At 68.5% G+C, this 14,503-nt stretch carries 14 protein-coding genes; 7 read left to right on the top strand and 7 right to left on the bottom strand.

Annotated elements, in window-relative coordinates; translation table 11 throughout:
• Window positions 1-14: 14 nt before the first annotated feature.
• The 5 genes from WAE60_RS10475 (at window position 15) to WAE60_RS10455 (ending at window position 2,912) form a co-directional block, all read left to right on the top strand.
• Window positions 15-512: an Lrp/AsnC family transcriptional regulator gene (locus tag WAE60_RS10475; RefSeq protein WP_029914476.1), complete on the top strand. Its 498-nt coding sequence runs from the start codon at window positions 15-17 to the stop codon at window positions 510-512.
• Between the two features lie 130 nt (window positions 513-642).
• Window positions 643-972 (top strand): metalloregulator ArsR/SmtB family transcription factor, encoded by a 330-nt coding sequence (locus tag WAE60_RS10470; protein WP_337686231.1) that lies wholly within the window; start codon window positions 643-645, stop codon window positions 970-972.
• Window positions 969-1,451 carry an SRPBCC domain-containing protein gene (locus tag WAE60_RS10465; RefSeq protein WP_029914484.1) on the top strand — a complete coding sequence of 161 codons (483 nt, stop codon included), beginning with the start codon at window positions 969-971 and terminating at the stop codon, window positions 1,449-1,451. Before WAE60_RS10470 ends, WAE60_RS10465 begins: the two co-directional genes overlap by 4 nt.
• A 42-nt stretch (window positions 1,452-1,493) precedes the next feature.
• Window positions 1,494-1,907: a GFA family protein gene (locus WAE60_RS10460; RefSeq protein ID WP_337686227.1), complete on the top strand. Its 414-nt coding sequence runs from the start codon at window positions 1,494-1,496 to the stop codon at window positions 1,905-1,907.
• A 114-nt stretch (window positions 1,908-2,021) separates the two neighbouring features.
• Complete coding sequence (locus WAE60_RS10455) at window positions 2,022-2,912, top strand: pirin family protein (RefSeq protein WP_337686225.1); 891 nt, start codon at window positions 2,022-2,024, stop codon at window positions 2,910-2,912.
• Window positions 2,913-2,915: 3 nt separating this feature from the next.
• On the opposite strand, the gene WAE60_RS10450 is transcribed toward WAE60_RS10455, so the two are convergent.
• Window positions 2,916-3,296, bottom strand: a complete 381-nt coding sequence (locus tag WAE60_RS10450; RefSeq protein WP_337686222.1) for a hypothetical protein — start codon at window positions 3,294-3,296, stop codon at window positions 2,916-2,918.
• Window positions 3,297-3,396: 100 nt separating this feature from the next.
• A complete protein-coding gene (locus WAE60_RS10445) occupies window positions 3,397-3,819 on the bottom strand; it encodes a hypothetical protein (protein ID WP_337686220.1) in 423 nt (140 codons plus the stop codon).
• An 887-nt stretch (window positions 3,820-4,706) separates the two neighbouring features.
• Here WAE60_RS10445 and WAE60_RS10440 point away from each other — a divergent pair.
• Window positions 4,707-5,726 (top strand): adenosine deaminase, encoded by a 1,020-nt coding sequence (locus tag WAE60_RS10440; RefSeq protein ID WP_337686218.1) that lies wholly within the window; start codon window positions 4,707-4,709, stop codon window positions 5,724-5,726.
• Window positions 5,727-5,864: 138 nt separating this feature from the next.
• On the opposite strand, the gene WAE60_RS10435 is transcribed toward WAE60_RS10440, so the two are convergent.
• The 4 genes from WAE60_RS10435 to WAE60_RS10420 form a co-directional block, all read right to left on the bottom strand.
• The gene (locus WAE60_RS10435; RefSeq protein WP_337686216.1) at window positions 5,865-6,848 is read right to left on the bottom strand and encodes a DegT/DnrJ/EryC1/StrS family aminotransferase; all 984 of its coding nucleotides are present in this window, start codon (window positions 6,846-6,848) and stop codon (window positions 5,865-5,867) included.
• Window positions 6,849-6,979: 131 nt separating this feature from the next.
• Window positions 6,980-8,530 carry a class I adenylate-forming enzyme family protein gene (locus tag WAE60_RS10430; RefSeq protein WP_337686215.1) on the bottom strand — a complete coding sequence of 517 codons (1,551 nt, stop codon included), beginning with the start codon at window positions 8,528-8,530 and terminating at the stop codon, window positions 6,980-6,982.
• A gap of 180 nt (window positions 8,531-8,710) precedes the next feature.
• Window positions 8,711-10,801, bottom strand: a complete 2,091-nt coding sequence (locus tag WAE60_RS10425) for a 3-hydroxyacyl-CoA dehydrogenase NAD-binding domain-containing protein (RefSeq protein WP_197026723.1) — start codon at window positions 10,799-10,801, stop codon at window positions 8,711-8,713.
• A gap of 411 nt (window positions 10,802-11,212) precedes the next feature.
• Complete coding sequence (locus tag WAE60_RS10420; protein ID WP_337686211.1) at window positions 11,213-12,235, bottom strand: NAD(P)-dependent alcohol dehydrogenase; 1,023 nt, start codon at window positions 12,233-12,235, stop codon at window positions 11,213-11,215.
• A 126-nt stretch (window positions 12,236-12,361) separates the two neighbouring features.
• Here WAE60_RS10420 and WAE60_RS10415 point away from each other — a divergent pair, with 126 nt between their 5' ends.
• Entirely contained in the window at window positions 12,362-13,267 is a 906-nt protein-coding gene (locus tag WAE60_RS10415; RefSeq protein ID WP_029914503.1) for a LysR family transcriptional regulator, read from the top strand.
• On the opposite strand, the gene WAE60_RS10410 is transcribed toward WAE60_RS10415, so the two are convergent.
• Window positions 13,264-14,490 (bottom strand): serine hydrolase domain-containing protein, encoded by a 1,227-nt coding sequence (locus WAE60_RS10410; protein WP_337686209.1) that lies wholly within the window; start codon window positions 14,488-14,490, stop codon window positions 13,264-13,266. The genes WAE60_RS10415 and WAE60_RS10410 overlap by 4 nt on opposite strands.
• Window positions 14,491-14,503: the final 13 nt, after the last annotated feature.

Below are 14,503 nucleotides of genomic sequence, written 5' to 3'. Positions count from 1 at the left end.
GGGGGGAGGAATTCTTGTCCGAACAACTCGACGCCGTGGATGCCAAGATCCTCGATCTCATCCAACACGACGCCGGTCTGTCCGTTGCGGAGATCGCTGAACGAGTCGGCCTGTCGTCCAGCCCGTGCTGGCGGCGCATCAAAAGGCTGGAGGACGCGGGCGTCATCCAGCGCCGCGTGACCATCCTGGACCGCGAGAAGCTGGGCCTGGGCTTCGAGGTCTATTGCACCGCCAAGCTGTCACTGCCGACCAAGGAAAACCTCGAGGTCTTCGAGCAGGCCGTGGGCAAATGGGCCGAGGTCGTCCAGTGCGCCACCGTGACCGGCGCGGCCGACTACGAGCTGCGCATCGTCACCCGCGACATGCGCGCGTTCGACGAGTTCCTGCGCGACAAGCTGCTGTCGCTGGGCCTGGTCAGCAACATCGAGAGCCGGATCGTCATCCGCGGCGTGAAGAACTCCACGGCCGTGCCGCTGGGCCTCGTCAGCCCGTATGTGAGCCCGCTGAGCTAGGCCCGACTTCCAATCGGCGAGACAAAGACGCCGCGCTCCGCCGAAAGGTCGAGCGCGGCGTTTTTCGTTTCGGCTTCGCCTAAACAGATTAGCGTTGACTAATGCATTAGCCATTGCTAATTGATCCGCCATGATCGAAGCCGCCCCCATCGACAGCGTCATGCGCGCCCTGGCCGACCCCACGCGGCGCGCCGTCTTCGAGCGCATCGCGCGGTCCGACGAGATCACCGTGGCCGAGCTGACCCGCCACGCCGGCGTCAGCCAGGGCGCGGTCTCCCAGCACCTGAAGTCGCTGAAGACCGCCGGCCTGGTCGCCGAGCGTCCGGAAGGCCGCAACGTCTACTACCGCGCCCAGCCCGACGGCCTGACGCCGCTGGTCGACTGGATGTCCCACTACGGCGTGTTCTGGCGCGACCGGTTCGCCGACCTGCGCAACCTTCTCCAGGAGATCGACCCATGAGCGACGCGGCTCTCCAGACCCGCCCCGAGACCCACGAGATCGTCGTCGACGAGGTCTTCCCGCATGCCCCCTCCACCGTCTGGAAGGCCCTGACCAACGGCGCCCTGATGGCCCGCTGGCTGATGGCGCCGACCGGGTTCGAGCCCGTCGAGGGTTGTCGCTTCACCTTCCAGACCACGCCGGGCGGGCAATGGGACGGGGTGATCCACTGCCAGGTCCTGGAGGCGGTCGAGAACCGGCGCCTGGTCTATGGCTGGAAGGGCGGCCACGCGGCCAATACCGGCTACGGCGCGCCGCTGGAGACCGTGGTCACCTGGACCCTGACGGCCAGCGAGGCCGGGACGCGGGTGCGGCTGGTCCACTCGGGCTTCGTCCTGCCGCGCAACCAGAGCGCCTATGACGGCATGAGCAAGGGCTGGCAGGTGGTGATGGAGCGCCTGGAGACCTGCGCGGCCGAACAGGACGAGACCCAGCACTAGGGTCGCCCTCCCCTACCCCAATCCGACAACCAGGAGACTTCGATGAGCGACCCCTTCACGGGCGGCTGCGCGTGCGGCGCCGTGCGCTATTCCATCGTCGGCGAGCCGATGGTGCAGGCCGATTGCCAGTGCCGGACCTGCCAGCGCGTCAGCGGCACGGGCCACGGCTCTTACCTGACCTTCAAGGACGCGACCGTGACCCTGCAAGGCGAGGCGAGGCGCTGGGAGGCGGTCGGCGACCTGGGCACGGTGAAGTCACACGCCTTCTGCCCGACCTGCGGCGCGCCGATCTACCTGGCCTTCCCGGCCATGGCCGACCTGTTCACGATCCACGCCGCCAGCCTGGACGATCCCAAGCGCTACGCCCCGGCCATGACCTTCTTCACCGCCAGCGGCTTTCCCTGGGACCCGGTCCCGTCCGATCACCAGGCGTTCGAGGGCATGCCGACGGGCTAGGCGGCGCGGACCTCGCGGCGGCGTCCGACGGAACGTCGACGCCACCCGTTTTCTTCTAGAGGCAAGCCGCCCTTCCCTTCTAGAGTAAGGGCTCCATCGCTTCGGAGCCTTCCCATGATCGACCTCGTCATCGACCAGCGCCGCAAGGACCTCGGCGGCTTCGAGGTCGGGCGCGTGCTGCCGTTTCACAGCCGGCGGATGGTGGGGCCCTTCACCTTCTTCGACCACATGGGGCCGGTCCAGTTCGAGCCGGGCTTCCCGCGCAATGTCGACGTGCGCCCGCACCCGCATATCGGGCTGTCGACCCTGACCTACCTGTTCGAGGGCGAGATCACCCACAAGGACAGCGTCGGCTCCGACATCGCCATCCGTCCGGGCGAGGTCAACTGGATGACGGCCGGCAGCGGCATCACCCACTCCGAGCGCTTCGAGACCCTGCGCGAGTTCGGCGGCCCGATGCACGGCATCCAGGCCTGGGTGGCCCTGCCCGACGGCCAGGAGGAGATCGCTCCCCGCTTCTCGCACCACCCGCGCGACGAGATGCCGGTCTATGAAGCCAACGGCCTGAAGGCCGCCCTGGTGGCCGGCAAGGCGTTCGGCGTCGAGGCCAAGGTGCCGGTGTTCTCGCCGCTGTTCTACGTGCACTGGGAGCTGGCCGCCGGCGCCAAGGCGGGCCTGCCGGCCGAATATCCCGAGCGCGCCGCCTATGTGGCCGTCGGCAAGGTCGAGGCCGCCGGCCAGGTGCTGCACGCCGGCCAGATGGCGGTGTTCAAGCCGGGCGAGACGATCACCTTCGAAGCGCTGGAGCCCTCCACCGTCATGCTGCTGGGCGGCGAACCGGTGGGGCCGCGCTTCATCGAGTGGAACTTCGTCTCCTCGTCCAAGGAACGCATCGAGCAGGCCAAGGCCGACTGGAAGGCCCAGCGCATGAAGCTGCCCGACCTGGACGACCAGGAATTCACCCCCCTGCCCGAGCCGCCGCCCCCGCCGCCGCCGATGTCTTAGCGGCTAGAGGAACGGTCCCGGCAATCTGAGCGGCCCGGGGCCCACCTCGTCGTCGGCCTCGCCCACGGCCTGGTAGTGGAGCACCAGCTTGGCGCAGGCGCCCAGGACCAGGGCCTCGACGAAGGCCGTCTCGCGGCCGGTCAGGCGCACGATCTCGGCCAGGGCGTGGCCGCGCCCGGCGGCCATGTCCATCACCGCCACCTCCTGGACGCTGAGCGCCGCGCGGGCCCCGGCCAGCCGCTCCACCGCGTCCAGCCGCTGGAAGCCGTCGTCGCTGGCCAGCGCCTTGCGATAGTCGCGGCCGTAGAGCTCGGCGGCCTGGGCCTCGGCGAAACCGATGTCGGGGCCGAGGTCTTCGCGGGGGATGGGCAGGTGGGGGCTCACCGGAGGTTTCTAGGCCATCGGGCGGAGAATGGGGACCCGGGCGCTGGCTTCCGCGCCGGGAGCCGACCATTGGAACGCCCGCAACGGGTGGTGAGGCGCCCTATCGTTGCGGGCTCTCGTAGTAGCCCGGAGCAAACACGATGACGCTCTGCGGTGGGAGTTCGCTGTCATCTTCGCTCCAGACACCAAAGCCGAACGATCTCGAAGTGAACCCCGAACCCTCACACTCAAGGTCGGGATCGACTTCAGACATTTCGCCAATCAGTTCGCTGGCGCTAGTGTTCAAAATGTCGAGTTCATTGAACGTGACTTTCGCGGGGGAAAAGAATTCGACCGCCTCAAGGGCGCCATTTCCATCGTAGTAGGCGAACGCGCCCAACGATTTGAAAAGGTCGGCTTCAACATCTTTCGGCGTGCGTCTGAATATCTCCACCGGAACGGCTAACACAGACCGGACTTGGTCTCGCAGCATTCCGAACCGGAGCGGACCAACACCAGTTTGCGGATTGATAGGAAAGCGCATGGGGCAAGCTGTAGCGCTGCCGTTCTGTCGGTCAACGCCTGCAACGGGTCGAAAACCGACCCTCTGGTCGGTGTGAGCCTTACATCTCTTGGAGGCTGCAGCGTGCCGGGCTGGGCAGGTCAGTCAAGGACCGCCCTGCGGGCGGCCGCTCCGCGGCGACGCGCAGCGTCGTCCTTGAGTGACCTGCCCAGCCCGGCGATCGTCTCGCCGTGAGATGTAAGGATGGCTCCCTTCGACCGGTCGAAGGAATTTCGACGGGGATACAGCCCGCTCCATCCCCACGAACGGCCTGACAAACTCCAGCCAATCCAACACCCTGCAGAAAAAGCAGCGTCACATCCGCCGCCGCGCTCAAACCGACCCCATACTTGTCCTCGCCCTGTCGTGGGGAGGACGTCCGGCCGGCGACCGATACGTGCGACAGGGGCGGTCGAGCGGGAAGCGTTCGTCGGTGGTCTTCGGACCTCCTTCGCGACGGTCCTGGGCAGGCTCCCTGAAACATCGGGACGAAGCCCAGGCGGCGAAGGATCGGCGGACGCGGCAGGCCCGGGCTGAAATCGCCCGGGCGGTCCGGGGAGCTAGCCACTCCCCGCCCGTCGGGGGCCTCCATCGGGAGCGGGTTAAAACCCCGCACCTCGAAGGCTCACCGGAAAACGATCCGCGCGGAGCGTCCAGACCCTGTCGAAACGGTACTCTGCAAACACACTCATCCGGGCATGGCCCGGACGCTCCGCCGCCTCCCACCCGCCGGGCTCCCCGGTCGGGGACATGCGCTCGCGCGTGTCCCCAGCAGAGGCAGTGCGCGTTTTGGGGACACGCCCAAGGGCATGTCCCCTACCCTACGATCCCTGTTGAACACCCCCGCCCCCGGCGCTCATAATCCGGCCATGACCGACACCGCTCTCGAAACCTTCGTCCGCGGCCTGCCCAAGGCCGAGCTGCACATGCACATCGAGGGCAGCCTCGAGCCCGAGCTGATGTTCGAGCTGGCCGCGCGCAACGGCGTGACCCTGCCGTTCAAGACGGTGGACGAGATCCGCGCCGCCTACGCCTTCTCCAACCTCCAGGACTTCCTGGACATCTACTACCAGGGCGCGGGCGTGCTGCTGACCAAGGCCGACTTCAAGGACCTGGCCCTGGCCTATTTCCGGCGCCTGGCGGCCGACGGCGGGACCCATGCCGAGATCTTCTTCGACCCCCAGACCCACACCGACCGGGGCGTGGCCTTCGAGACGGTGATCGACGGCCTGGTCGAGGGCATGGAGGCCGCCGAGCGCGAGCTGGGCGTGACGTCCAAGCTGATCCTCTGCTTCCTGCGCCACCTGGACGAGGCCTCGGCGTTCGTGACGCTGGAGCAGGCCAAGCCGCACCTGTCGAAGATCGCCGGGGTCGGCCTGGACTCCTCGGAGGTGGGCCACCCGCCCGCCAAGTTCGCCCGCGTGATGCAGGCCGCCCGGGACCTGGGCCTCAAGGTCGTCGCCCACGCCGGCGAGGAAGGCCCGCCGGCCTATGTCTGGGAGGCGGTGGACATCCTCGACGTCGACCGCATCGACCACGGCAACCGCGCCCTGGAGGACGACTGCCTGACCGCTCGCCTGGTGCAGGACGGGACGACCCTGACGGTCTGCCCGCTGTCGAACCTGAAGCTGTGCGGGGTCAGCGACCTGAAGGAGCATCCGCTGAAGCGCATGCTGAAGCTGGGCCTGAAGGCCACCGTCAATTCCGACGACCCGGCCTATTTCGGCGGCTACCTGCTGGAGAACTACCTGCAGACCGCGCAGGCGGTCGGCCTGACGCGCGACGAGCTGGTGACCCTGGCCAAGAACAGCTTCACGGGCTCGTTCCTGGACGAGGCGGAAAAGGCCCGGCGCGTGGCGCAGGTCGAGGCGTACGCGGCGGCCAACTGATTTTATATCCGCTCATCCCGGCGAATGCCGGGACCCAGATGGAATGGCTTTGAGGTGGGGTCCAAAAGCTCCGCGCTCTTCCAGTCAGCCCAAACGCTTTGGGACCTGGGTCCCGGCATTCGCCGGGATGAGCGGAGTTTAGACCAGCGCCTTCCGCACCGCCTCGGCCAGTTCGTCCAGCTCGGTGATGCCCAGGTCCGCGTGGAACGGCAGGCTCAGCACCGAGTGGGCCAGGCGGTCGGCGACCGGGGTCTGGTCGCGGATCACGACGCCCGGACCGACGGGGTTGGTGGCGTAGCCCAGGTCGGCCAGCTTCTCCGCCACGATCGGAGCGGCGCCTTCCGAGACGCTGACGACCCAGGCGTCCGACACCCAGCTCATGCCCCAGCCCGGCTGGAAGCCGATCGGCGCGCCCAGCAGCAGCATGCGCAGGCGCTGGGCGGCGGTGGCCAGGCGCAGGCGCTGGCCCGACCAGCCCTCGAGCCCGGCCTCGCCTTCGAAGGCGGGCGCATCGAGGCGGGCGATGAAGGACGCGTCCTGGCTGGCGACGAACACGCCCTGGCCGCCAGGCAGGCCGACGACCACGGGGACCGGGGCGTCCATGATCACGTCGAACCCGTCGGTGGCGTCGACCACGATCGGCAGGCCGGTCTCGCGCTGGAAGGCGGCCCAGGCGGTCATGTCGGGGGCGCGGCCGAAGGCGCAGGTGGGGACGATGGCCTCGATCGGCGGCGGGGCCTCGCCGAGGCGTTCGCGCAGGTGGGCCGGGTCGAACATCCAGCTGTAGGGATCGACGTCCACCAGCCAGGCCCGCAGGCCGGCGGCGGCGACCGCCTCCAGGGTGGCGGCGCTGGCCAGGGCGGGGACGATGCAGACGCCGCCGGGGCGGACGCCCGAGGCGACGAGGGCGGCGGTCAGGGCGCAGACGCGGTCGGCGACGGCGCGGACGGCGGTGGGACGGTCGAAGCGGTCGGCCAGCTTGGCGTCGAGGCCGGGCGTCAGCCCCTGTCGAAGCACCTTCTCCACGGCCGCGAAGTCCATCGGGACGCCGGCGGCCGCGAAAGCGGCTTCGGCCTTGGCCTTCTTGCGCGCTTCCGGCGAGACTTTGGGGAGGGCTTGCATCAGACGTCGCTTCCGAACAGTCCAGCTCTGTCACACGACAGCGCCGTTATGGTTAAGCAAACGTATCGACTGACTCGGGCGCCCCAGATGCGGCGCGCCGTCGCGGCAAAAATAGGGCCGGAATCTTCGACCTAGGCAGAAGCCGTCCAGCCATCGCGGAGTTCACGCTTCAATACCTTGCCAATATGGCTGCGGGGAAGGGATTCGACCAGACGCAGGTCGACCAGCCGCTGGGTCTTGCCCAGGCGGGCGTTGACCCAGGCCTTCAGGGCCTCCGCGTCAATCCGCGCATCAGGCTTGAGCGCCACGAAGGCCACCGGCGATTCGCCCCAGGCGTCCGAGGGAACGCCGACCACCGCCGCCTCGACCACGTCGGGGTGCTTGACGATCTCGGCCTCGATGTCGCTGGGATAGATGTTGAAGCCGCCGCTGATGATCATGTCCTTCTTGCGGTCCATCAGCGTCAGGAAGCCCTCCTCGTCGAACCGGCCGACGTCGCCGGTGCGGATGAAGCGCCAGCCCTCGGGCGAGGTCCAGGTCGCCTCGGCGGTCTTGCCCGGCTGGCCGTGATAGCCGTTCATCATCCCGCCCGAGCGACCGACGATCTCGCCGACCACGCCGGGACCGACCTGGACGCCGTCCTCGTCGATCAGCCGGATGTCGTGGCCGGGCGCGGGTTTGCCCACCGTGTGCAGCTTGTCCGGGTGCTCGTGGGCCATCAGGATGCAGGTGCCGCCGCCCTCGGTCATGCCGAAATACTCGACCAGCCCGCCGGGCCAGCGCGCCAGCACCTGGGCCTTCAGCTCGGCCGCGAACGGGGCGCTGGTGCAGAACTTCAGATGGGTCGACGACAGGTCGAAGTCGCCGAAGTCGGGCCGGTCCATCAGGCGTCGGTACTGCACCGGCACCAGCATGGTGTGGGTCATGCGATGGGCCTGGGCCAGCTCCAGATAGCGGCCGGCGTCGAACTTCCTCATCAGCACCACCGTGCCGCCGCCCGCCAGGGTGGGGAAGAAGCAGACCAGGGTCGTGTTCGAATAGAGCGGCGTCGACAGCAGGGTCACCGCCTCGGGGCCGTAGCCGACCGCGTCGCCGCGGAACACGTGCTTCCAGCGCATGCCGTGCGACTGGACGATGCCCTTGGGCGCGCCGGTCGTGCCGCTGGAATAGATGATGTTGAACGGGTCGTCGGGGGCGATGGCCACGGCGACCGGGATCGCGCCGACGGGCGCCAGCCAGGCGTCGAAGGCCTCGCCGAAGTCCGAGCCGTCTAGGGCGATCTGGCGAACCGCGATCGGATGCGGCTTCTGGGCCTCGGCGACGCCCGCGTCGAGGAAGAACAATCGCGCCCCGCAGTCGGCGACCATGCCGGCGATGGCCTCGGGCGTCGACGACGGGGCCAGCGGCGCCACCGCCACCCCGGCGCGCAGCGCGCCGAGGAAGAGCGCCGCATAGGCGATCGACGACAGGGCGCAGACGGCCACGGCCTCGCCGGGCCTGATCCCGTCGCGCTGCAGGGCGGCGGCGACCCGGTCGGCCAGGGCGTCGAACCGGGCGTAGGTCACCGCCTCGCCGGTCTCCATGATCACCGCCGGATGGTCGGGATGCTCGGCGGCCCGCTGGCGCAGGATGTCGCCCATCACGCCGTAGTCGGCGGTCATCATGGCGGCGATGGTGGTCATGGAAACGCCTCTAACTCTGATCTCCCAAACCCCGCCGATCCCCGCGAAAGCGGGGACCCAGGCCGGGTCCGACGATCGATCCTGGACCGCGCCACAAGCTGAAAGTCAGCTTGGGCCCCCGCTTTCGCGGGGATCAGCGGAGGTTTTATAGCCTCTCACAAACGGAGAGGCTTTCGGACGCTACGCGTCCTTGAAGCCCTTGCCCTCGGCCACCAGCCGCTCCAGCAGGGCCGACGGCTTGAAGTCGTCGCCCAGCTTGGCCTGGAACTCCTGCATCTTAGCGAGGATCTTATCCAGGCCGACCAGCTCGCCCCAGAACATCGGACCGCCGGTGTAGACGGGCCAGCCGTAGCCGTTGACCCACACCGTATCGATGTCGGACGCGCGGATGGCCTTGCCCTCCTCCAGGATCTTGGCCCCCTCGTTGACCATCGGATACAGGCAGCGCTCCAGGATCTCCTGGTCGCTGATCTCGCGGCGCTGGATCTGGCGCTTCTCGGCGAAGTCGAGGATCACTTGCTCGACCTCTTTCGACGGCTTGGCGACGCGGTTCTCGTCGTAGTCGTAGAAGCCCTTGCCGTTCTTCTGGCCGCGACGGTCCATCTCGCAGAGCACTTCGCGGACGGTCGAGGAGGAGGTCTTGGCCGGGTCCCAGCCGATGTCGAGGCCGGCTAGGTCGCTCATGGCGAACGGGCCCATCGGCAGGCCGAAGTCGTAGAGCACGCGGTCGACATCCCAGGGCATGGCGCCTTCCAGGATCAGCTTCTGGGCCTCGCGCTGGCGCTGGGCCAGCATGCGGTTGCCGACGAAGCCGTGGCAGTTGCCGACCAGCACGGCGACCTTGCCGATCTTCTTGCCGATCTGCATCGAGGTGGCGATCACCGATTTGTCGGTCTTGGCCCCGCGCACGATCTCCAGCAGGCGCATGACGTTGGCCGGCGAGAAGAAGTGCAGGCCGATCACGCTTTCCGGCCGGCTGGTGCTGGCGGCGATCACGTCGATGTCGAGATAGCTGGTGTTCGAGGCCAGGATCGCGCCGGGCTTGGCGATCTTGTCCAGCTTGCCGAAGACCTCCTTCTTGATCTCCATCAGCTCGAACACGGCCTCGATGATCAGGTCGCAGTCGGCCAGGTCCTCCAGGTTCATCGACGGCGTCAGCAGCGCCATGCGCTTTTCGACGTCGTCCTGGGTCAGGCGCCCCTTCTTGGCGGTGTTCTCGTAGTTCTTGCGGATCACCCCGACGCCGCGGTCGAGGTTCTCCTGTTTCGCCTCGATGATCGTCACCGGGATGCCGGCGTTGAGGAAGTTCATCGAGATGCCGCCGCCCATGGTGCCGGCCCCGATCACGCCCACCTTCTTGACCGGGATCAGCGGGGTGTCGTCCGGCACGTCCGGGATCTTGGCGGCCTGGCGCTCGGCGAAGAACACGTGGCGCTGGGCGGCCGACTGCGAGCCGGTCATCAGCTCCATGAACAGGCGGCGCTCTTCCTTCAGCCCCTCGTCGAAGGGCAGGTTCACCGCCGCCTCGATGCACTTGATGTTGTTCTCGGGGGCCATGAAGCCGCGGAACTTCTTGGCGTTGGCCTTGCGGTACTCGCTGAAGATCTCGGGCTTGCCTCGGGCCGCCTCGACCTTCTCGTTCTGGTCGCGGATGCGGCGCAGGGGCTTGTCCTCGGCCAGGACCACGCGGGCGAAGGCGATGGCCCCGTCGCGCAGGGCGCCTTCCTCGACGATCGAGTCGAACAGGCCCATCGCCAGGGCGGCCTTGGCCGGTACGTGCTGGCCGGTGGTGACCATCTCCAGCGCCTTCTCGACGCCGACCACGCGCGGCAGCCGCTGGGTGCCGCCGGCGCCGGGCAGCAGGCCGATGTTAACTTCCGGCAGGCCGGCCTTGGCCGAGGGCACGGCGACGCGGTAGTGCGCCACCAGCGCCACCTCCAGCCCGCCGCCCAGCACCGTGCCGTGGATCGCGGCGACCACCGGCTTGGGCGAGTTCTCGATGGTGTTCTGCACCTCCTGCAGCGACGGACCGGTCATGGCCTTGCCGAATTCGGTGATGTCGGCGCCGGCGATGAAGGTCTTGCCTTCGCAGATCAGCACGATGGCCTTGACTGCCGGGTCGGCGATGGCCGCGTCGAAGGCCTTGGACAGGCCTTCCCGCACCGCCGCCGACAGGGCGTTGACCGGCGGCGAGTTGAGCGTGACGACCCCGATGTCGCCTTCGACGGTCAGATCGGTGACGTTGTTGATCGCGGCCATGGCGTGCTCCACCCCTGAGTTCGTGGTTGCGTTCTTTTGAACGGTTGTTTGAAGCAAACCCTGCACGACCCGGCGACGAAGTCCAGAGGTCCGTAACGGCGCCGCGATTTTAGGCGCCGCCCATTGACGCCGCTGCATTCATACTTGAAATTCGAAAATAGAAGTTTCAGCCGGAGCCAATCCGTGCGGGCGGGGGGAAGCCGCCGAGGGATGTGCCCGCAAAGCGAGCGGGAACGCCGATGTGTGCTCCGATTGTCGAGGGCGTACGCGTAGGGGGGTCGGCGTCGGGACGCGACTTGCACACGTCCCAAATCTTCTAAGCCGACAATCCTGCACGCACGTGGCGCGCCGCCTCGGCGTGTCGACTTAGGTGAAGCGCACTCGGCGCGGGAGCCTGCCTCCCGCGCCGCTTTCTTGTGCGGTCTAGACCTTCAGCACGATCTTGCCGAACGGCCCGCGGTCCAGATGGTCCAGGGCCGCGTGCAGATCGGCGAAGGCGTATTCCCGGTCGATCACCGGCTTGAGCCCCTGCTGGTCGACGAAGCGGACGAAGTCCTCCAGCGCCCGCCGGTGGCCCACCACCAGACCCCGCACGGCCAGCTGCTTGAGCAGCATCGGGAAGACCGTGCCCTTCAACTCGCTGCCTTCCAGCAGGCCGATCACCGCGATCTGGCCGCGCACGGCGGCGGCGGCGATCGAACGGTCGAAGTTGTCGCCGCCGGCCACTTCCAGGATGTGGTCGGCCCCGCGGCCGTCGGTCAGGGCGATGACCTCGCCGGCCCAATCCGCCTTCAGCCGGTTGACGCCATGGTCGGCGCCCAGGGCTACGGCGCGGACCAGCTTGTCGTCGTCGCCCGAGGTGACGATCACCCGCGCGCCGGCCGCCTTGGCGATCTGCAGGCCGAACAGCGAGACCCCGCCGGTGCCCTGGAGCGCCACGGTCTGGCCCGGCGCTAGGCGGCCTTCCTCGATCAGGGCGAACCAGGCAGTCAGGCCGGCGACCGGCAGGGTCGAGGCCTCGGCGTCGGTCAGGCCGACCGGCGCGGCCGACAGCACCTCTTCCGACAGCACGACATATTCGGCCGCCACGCCCTGATGAAGGCCGCCCAGGGTGGGATAGGCCGGCGCCGCCGCCGAGCCCCGCGCCGGGCCGTCGATCCAGTGCGGCACGAATGTCGAGATCACCCGCGCCCCGACCGCGAACCGTGTCACGCCCGGGCCGACCGCCGCGACCGTCCCCGCCAGGTCCGAGAGCGGGGTGAACGGGAATCGCAGGTCCAGGCCCATGCCGCCTTCGACCACCATCTTGTCGCGATAGTTCAGGGACAGGGCCCCCGTCTTGACCAGCACCTCGCCCGGGCCGGGCGCGGGGATTTCGACTTCGCTCAGCACCAGGCGGTCGCGGCCCAGGCCGTCCATCGTCCACCGCTTCATCAGGTTCGCCATCACGTCTTCCTCGACATCTCGCCCTTGCCGGGCCGGGAGGAGGCGGACCATATGTACTTCAGAATTCTACGGTGGCGGCCATTTGTCCGATGACTGTAGCCTATACGGAACCAATGGAGCGACGCCATGAGCGAACGCCTGAGCGGGATCGCGACCTTCGTCGAGGCGGTGGAGGCCGGCGGCTTCGCGCCCGCCGCCCCTCGCCTGGGGCTGACGCGCTCGGCGGTGGGCAAGACCATCGCCCGGCTGGAGGCGCGCCTGGGCGTGCGGCTGTTCCATCGCACCACCCGCAGCCAGAGCCTCACCGAGGACGGCCAGATGTTCTACGAGCGCTGCGTGCGCGCCCTGGCCGAACTGGAGGCGGCCGAGGCGGCGCTGGAGTCCGGCCGCGCCGAGCCGGCCGGCCGACTGCGCGTCACGGCCCCGGTGATCTTCGGCCGCCATTGCGTCGCCCCGATCCTGCTGGACCTGGTCCGCCGCCATCCGGCCCTGGAGCTGGACCTGTCGTTCAGCGACCGCCCCGCCGACCTGATCGAGGACGGCTTCGACCTGGCGGTCCGCAACGGCGGCCTGCCCGACCGGGCCGGCCTGGTCGGGCGACGCGTGGCCGGGCAGCGGATGACGGTCTGCGCCTCGCCCGCCTATCTGGACCGCCACGGCCGCCCCCAGCGCCTTGAGGACATCGCCGGGCACCGGGCCGTACTCTACGGCCGCGGCGATCGCTCGCGACGCTGGCTGTTCCCCACGCCCGGCGGACCGGACCGCGAGGTCACGCCCGTCGCCCGCATCCGCTTCGACGACCTGGAGGCCATCGCCGAGGCGGCGGCGGCGGGTCTCGGCCTGGCCTGGCTGCCGTGCTGGCTGGTGCGCGAGCCCGTGGCCTCGGGCCGGCTCGAGCGGGTGCTCACCGACCTGCCCGGCCTGGTGTTCGACACCCACCTGATCTGGCCCCAGGCCCCGCACCTGCCCTTGCGCGTGCGGGCGGCGATCGACGCCCTGGCGGCCGAGCTGCCGAAGATGATGCTGACCTAGCCGTTGCTCTCGGTCAGGGCCGCATAGACCAGGGTCCGCAGCTCGCGCCGGATCGGATAGGCCGAGGACGGGATCAATTGGGTCATGAACACCACCGCCAGGTCTTCGACCGGATCGATCCAGAAGGCGGTCGAGGCCATGCCGCCCCAGAAATATTCGCCCAGCGAGCCCAGGTTCCGGGTCCGGGCCTGGTCGATGGTCATGGCGAAGCCCAGGCCGAAGCCCAGTCCCTCGAACACCGTCTCGCTGAACAGCGAGCGCGACATCTCGGTCAGCTCCCGGCCGCCCGGCAGGTGGTTCATGGTCATCAGCTTCAGGGTCTTGGGGCTGACGATCCGCGCCCCGTCCAGCTCGCCGCCGTTCAGCAGCATGCGGCAGAAGCGCATGTAGTCGTCGGCCGTCGAGACCAGCCCACCGCCGCCCGACTTCACCGACGGCTCGGACAGGTAGTGGCTGGTGGTCGGATCGTCCTGCAGCACCACCTCGCCCTTGGGGTTCAGGGTGTAGCAGGCGGTGAACCGATGGCGCTGGTCGTCGGGCACGAAGAAGCCGGTGTCGATCATCTTCAGCGGGTCGAAGATGCGCTCCTTCAGGAACACGTCGAACGGCTGGCCCGAGATCGCCTGGACCAGGTAGCCCAGCACGTCGGTGGCCACCGAATAGTTCCACGCCTCGCCCGGCGAGAACTCCAGCGGCAGGGCCGCCAGGGCCTCGACGAAGGCGTCGAGCCCGCCCTCGCTGTCGACCCCGTCCAGCTTCAGCTTGCGATAGGCGGCGTCGATGTTCGAGCGCTGCTGGAAGCCGTAGGTCAAACCGGCGGTATGGCGCAGCAGGTCGACGATCCGCATCGGCTGATCGACCGGCTTGGCCTGGAAGGCGCCCAGCACGCCGGCCTGGAACACGCCCAGCTTCTTCCACGACGGGATGAACCGGTGCACCGGATCGTCCAGCGCGACCTTGCCCTCCTCGACCAGCATCATGAAGGCGATCGAGGTGATCGGCTTGGTCATCGAATAGATGCGGAACAGGCTGTCGGCCTGCAGCGGACGCCCGCGTTCCTTGTCGGCCGAGCCCAGGATCGTGGTGTGCGCCAATTGGCCGCGACGCCAGACCTGGACCAAGGCGCAGGGCAGCTTTCCGGGCGCGATGTAACGGTCCTGGACGAAGGCGTCGATGCGCTTCAGTCGGTCCGACGACAGACCCACGGCTTCAGGCGTGCTCAAGACGATATCCCTC

The sequence above is a fragment of the Caulobacter sp. CCG-8 genome (assembly GCF_037402475.1).
Lineage (GTDB): Bacteria > Pseudomonadota > Alphaproteobacteria > Caulobacterales > Caulobacteraceae > Caulobacter.
Note: the sequence above shows the minus strand (reverse complement) of the source record. Positions and strands in the feature narration are given on the sequence as shown.

What these genes read in the sequence shown, in the direction of transcription:
- WAE60_RS10435 (WP_337686216.1), bottom strand. Translation starts at nt 6,848, where the DNA reads ATGCAAGCCCTCCCCAAAGTCTCGCCGGAAGCGCGCAAGAAGGCCAAG.
- WAE60_RS10460 (WP_337686227.1), top strand. Translation starts at nt 1,494, where the DNA reads ATGAGCGACCCCTTCACGGGCGGCTGCGCGTGCGGCGCCGTGCGCTAT.
- WAE60_RS10420 (WP_337686211.1), bottom strand. Translation starts at nt 12,235, where the DNA reads ATGGCGAACCTGATGAAGCGGTGGACGATGGACGGCCTGGGCCGCGAC.
- WAE60_RS10465 (WP_029914484.1), top strand. Translation starts at nt 969, where the DNA reads ATGAGCGACGCGGCTCTCCAGACCCGCCCCGAGACCCACGAGATCGTC.
- WAE60_RS10470 (WP_337686231.1), top strand. Translation starts at nt 643, where the DNA reads ATGATCGAAGCCGCCCCCATCGACAGCGTCATGCGCGCCCTGGCCGAC.
- WAE60_RS10430 (WP_337686215.1), bottom strand. Translation starts at nt 8,530, where the DNA reads ATGACCACCATCGCCGCCATGATGACCGCCGACTACGGCGTGATGGGC.
- WAE60_RS10415 (WP_029914503.1), top strand. Translation starts at nt 12,362, where the DNA reads ATGAGCGAACGCCTGAGCGGGATCGCGACCTTCGTCGAGGCGGTGGAG.
- WAE60_RS10440 (WP_337686218.1), top strand. Translation starts at nt 4,707, where the DNA reads ATGACCGACACCGCTCTCGAAACCTTCGTCCGCGGCCTGCCCAAGGCC.
- WAE60_RS10455 (WP_337686225.1), top strand. Translation starts at nt 2,022, where the DNA reads ATGATCGACCTCGTCATCGACCAGCGCCGCAAGGACCTCGGCGGCTTC.
- WAE60_RS10445 (WP_337686220.1), bottom strand. Translation starts at nt 3,819, where the DNA reads ATGCGCTTTCCTATCAATCCGCAAACTGGTGTTGGTCCGCTCCGGTTC.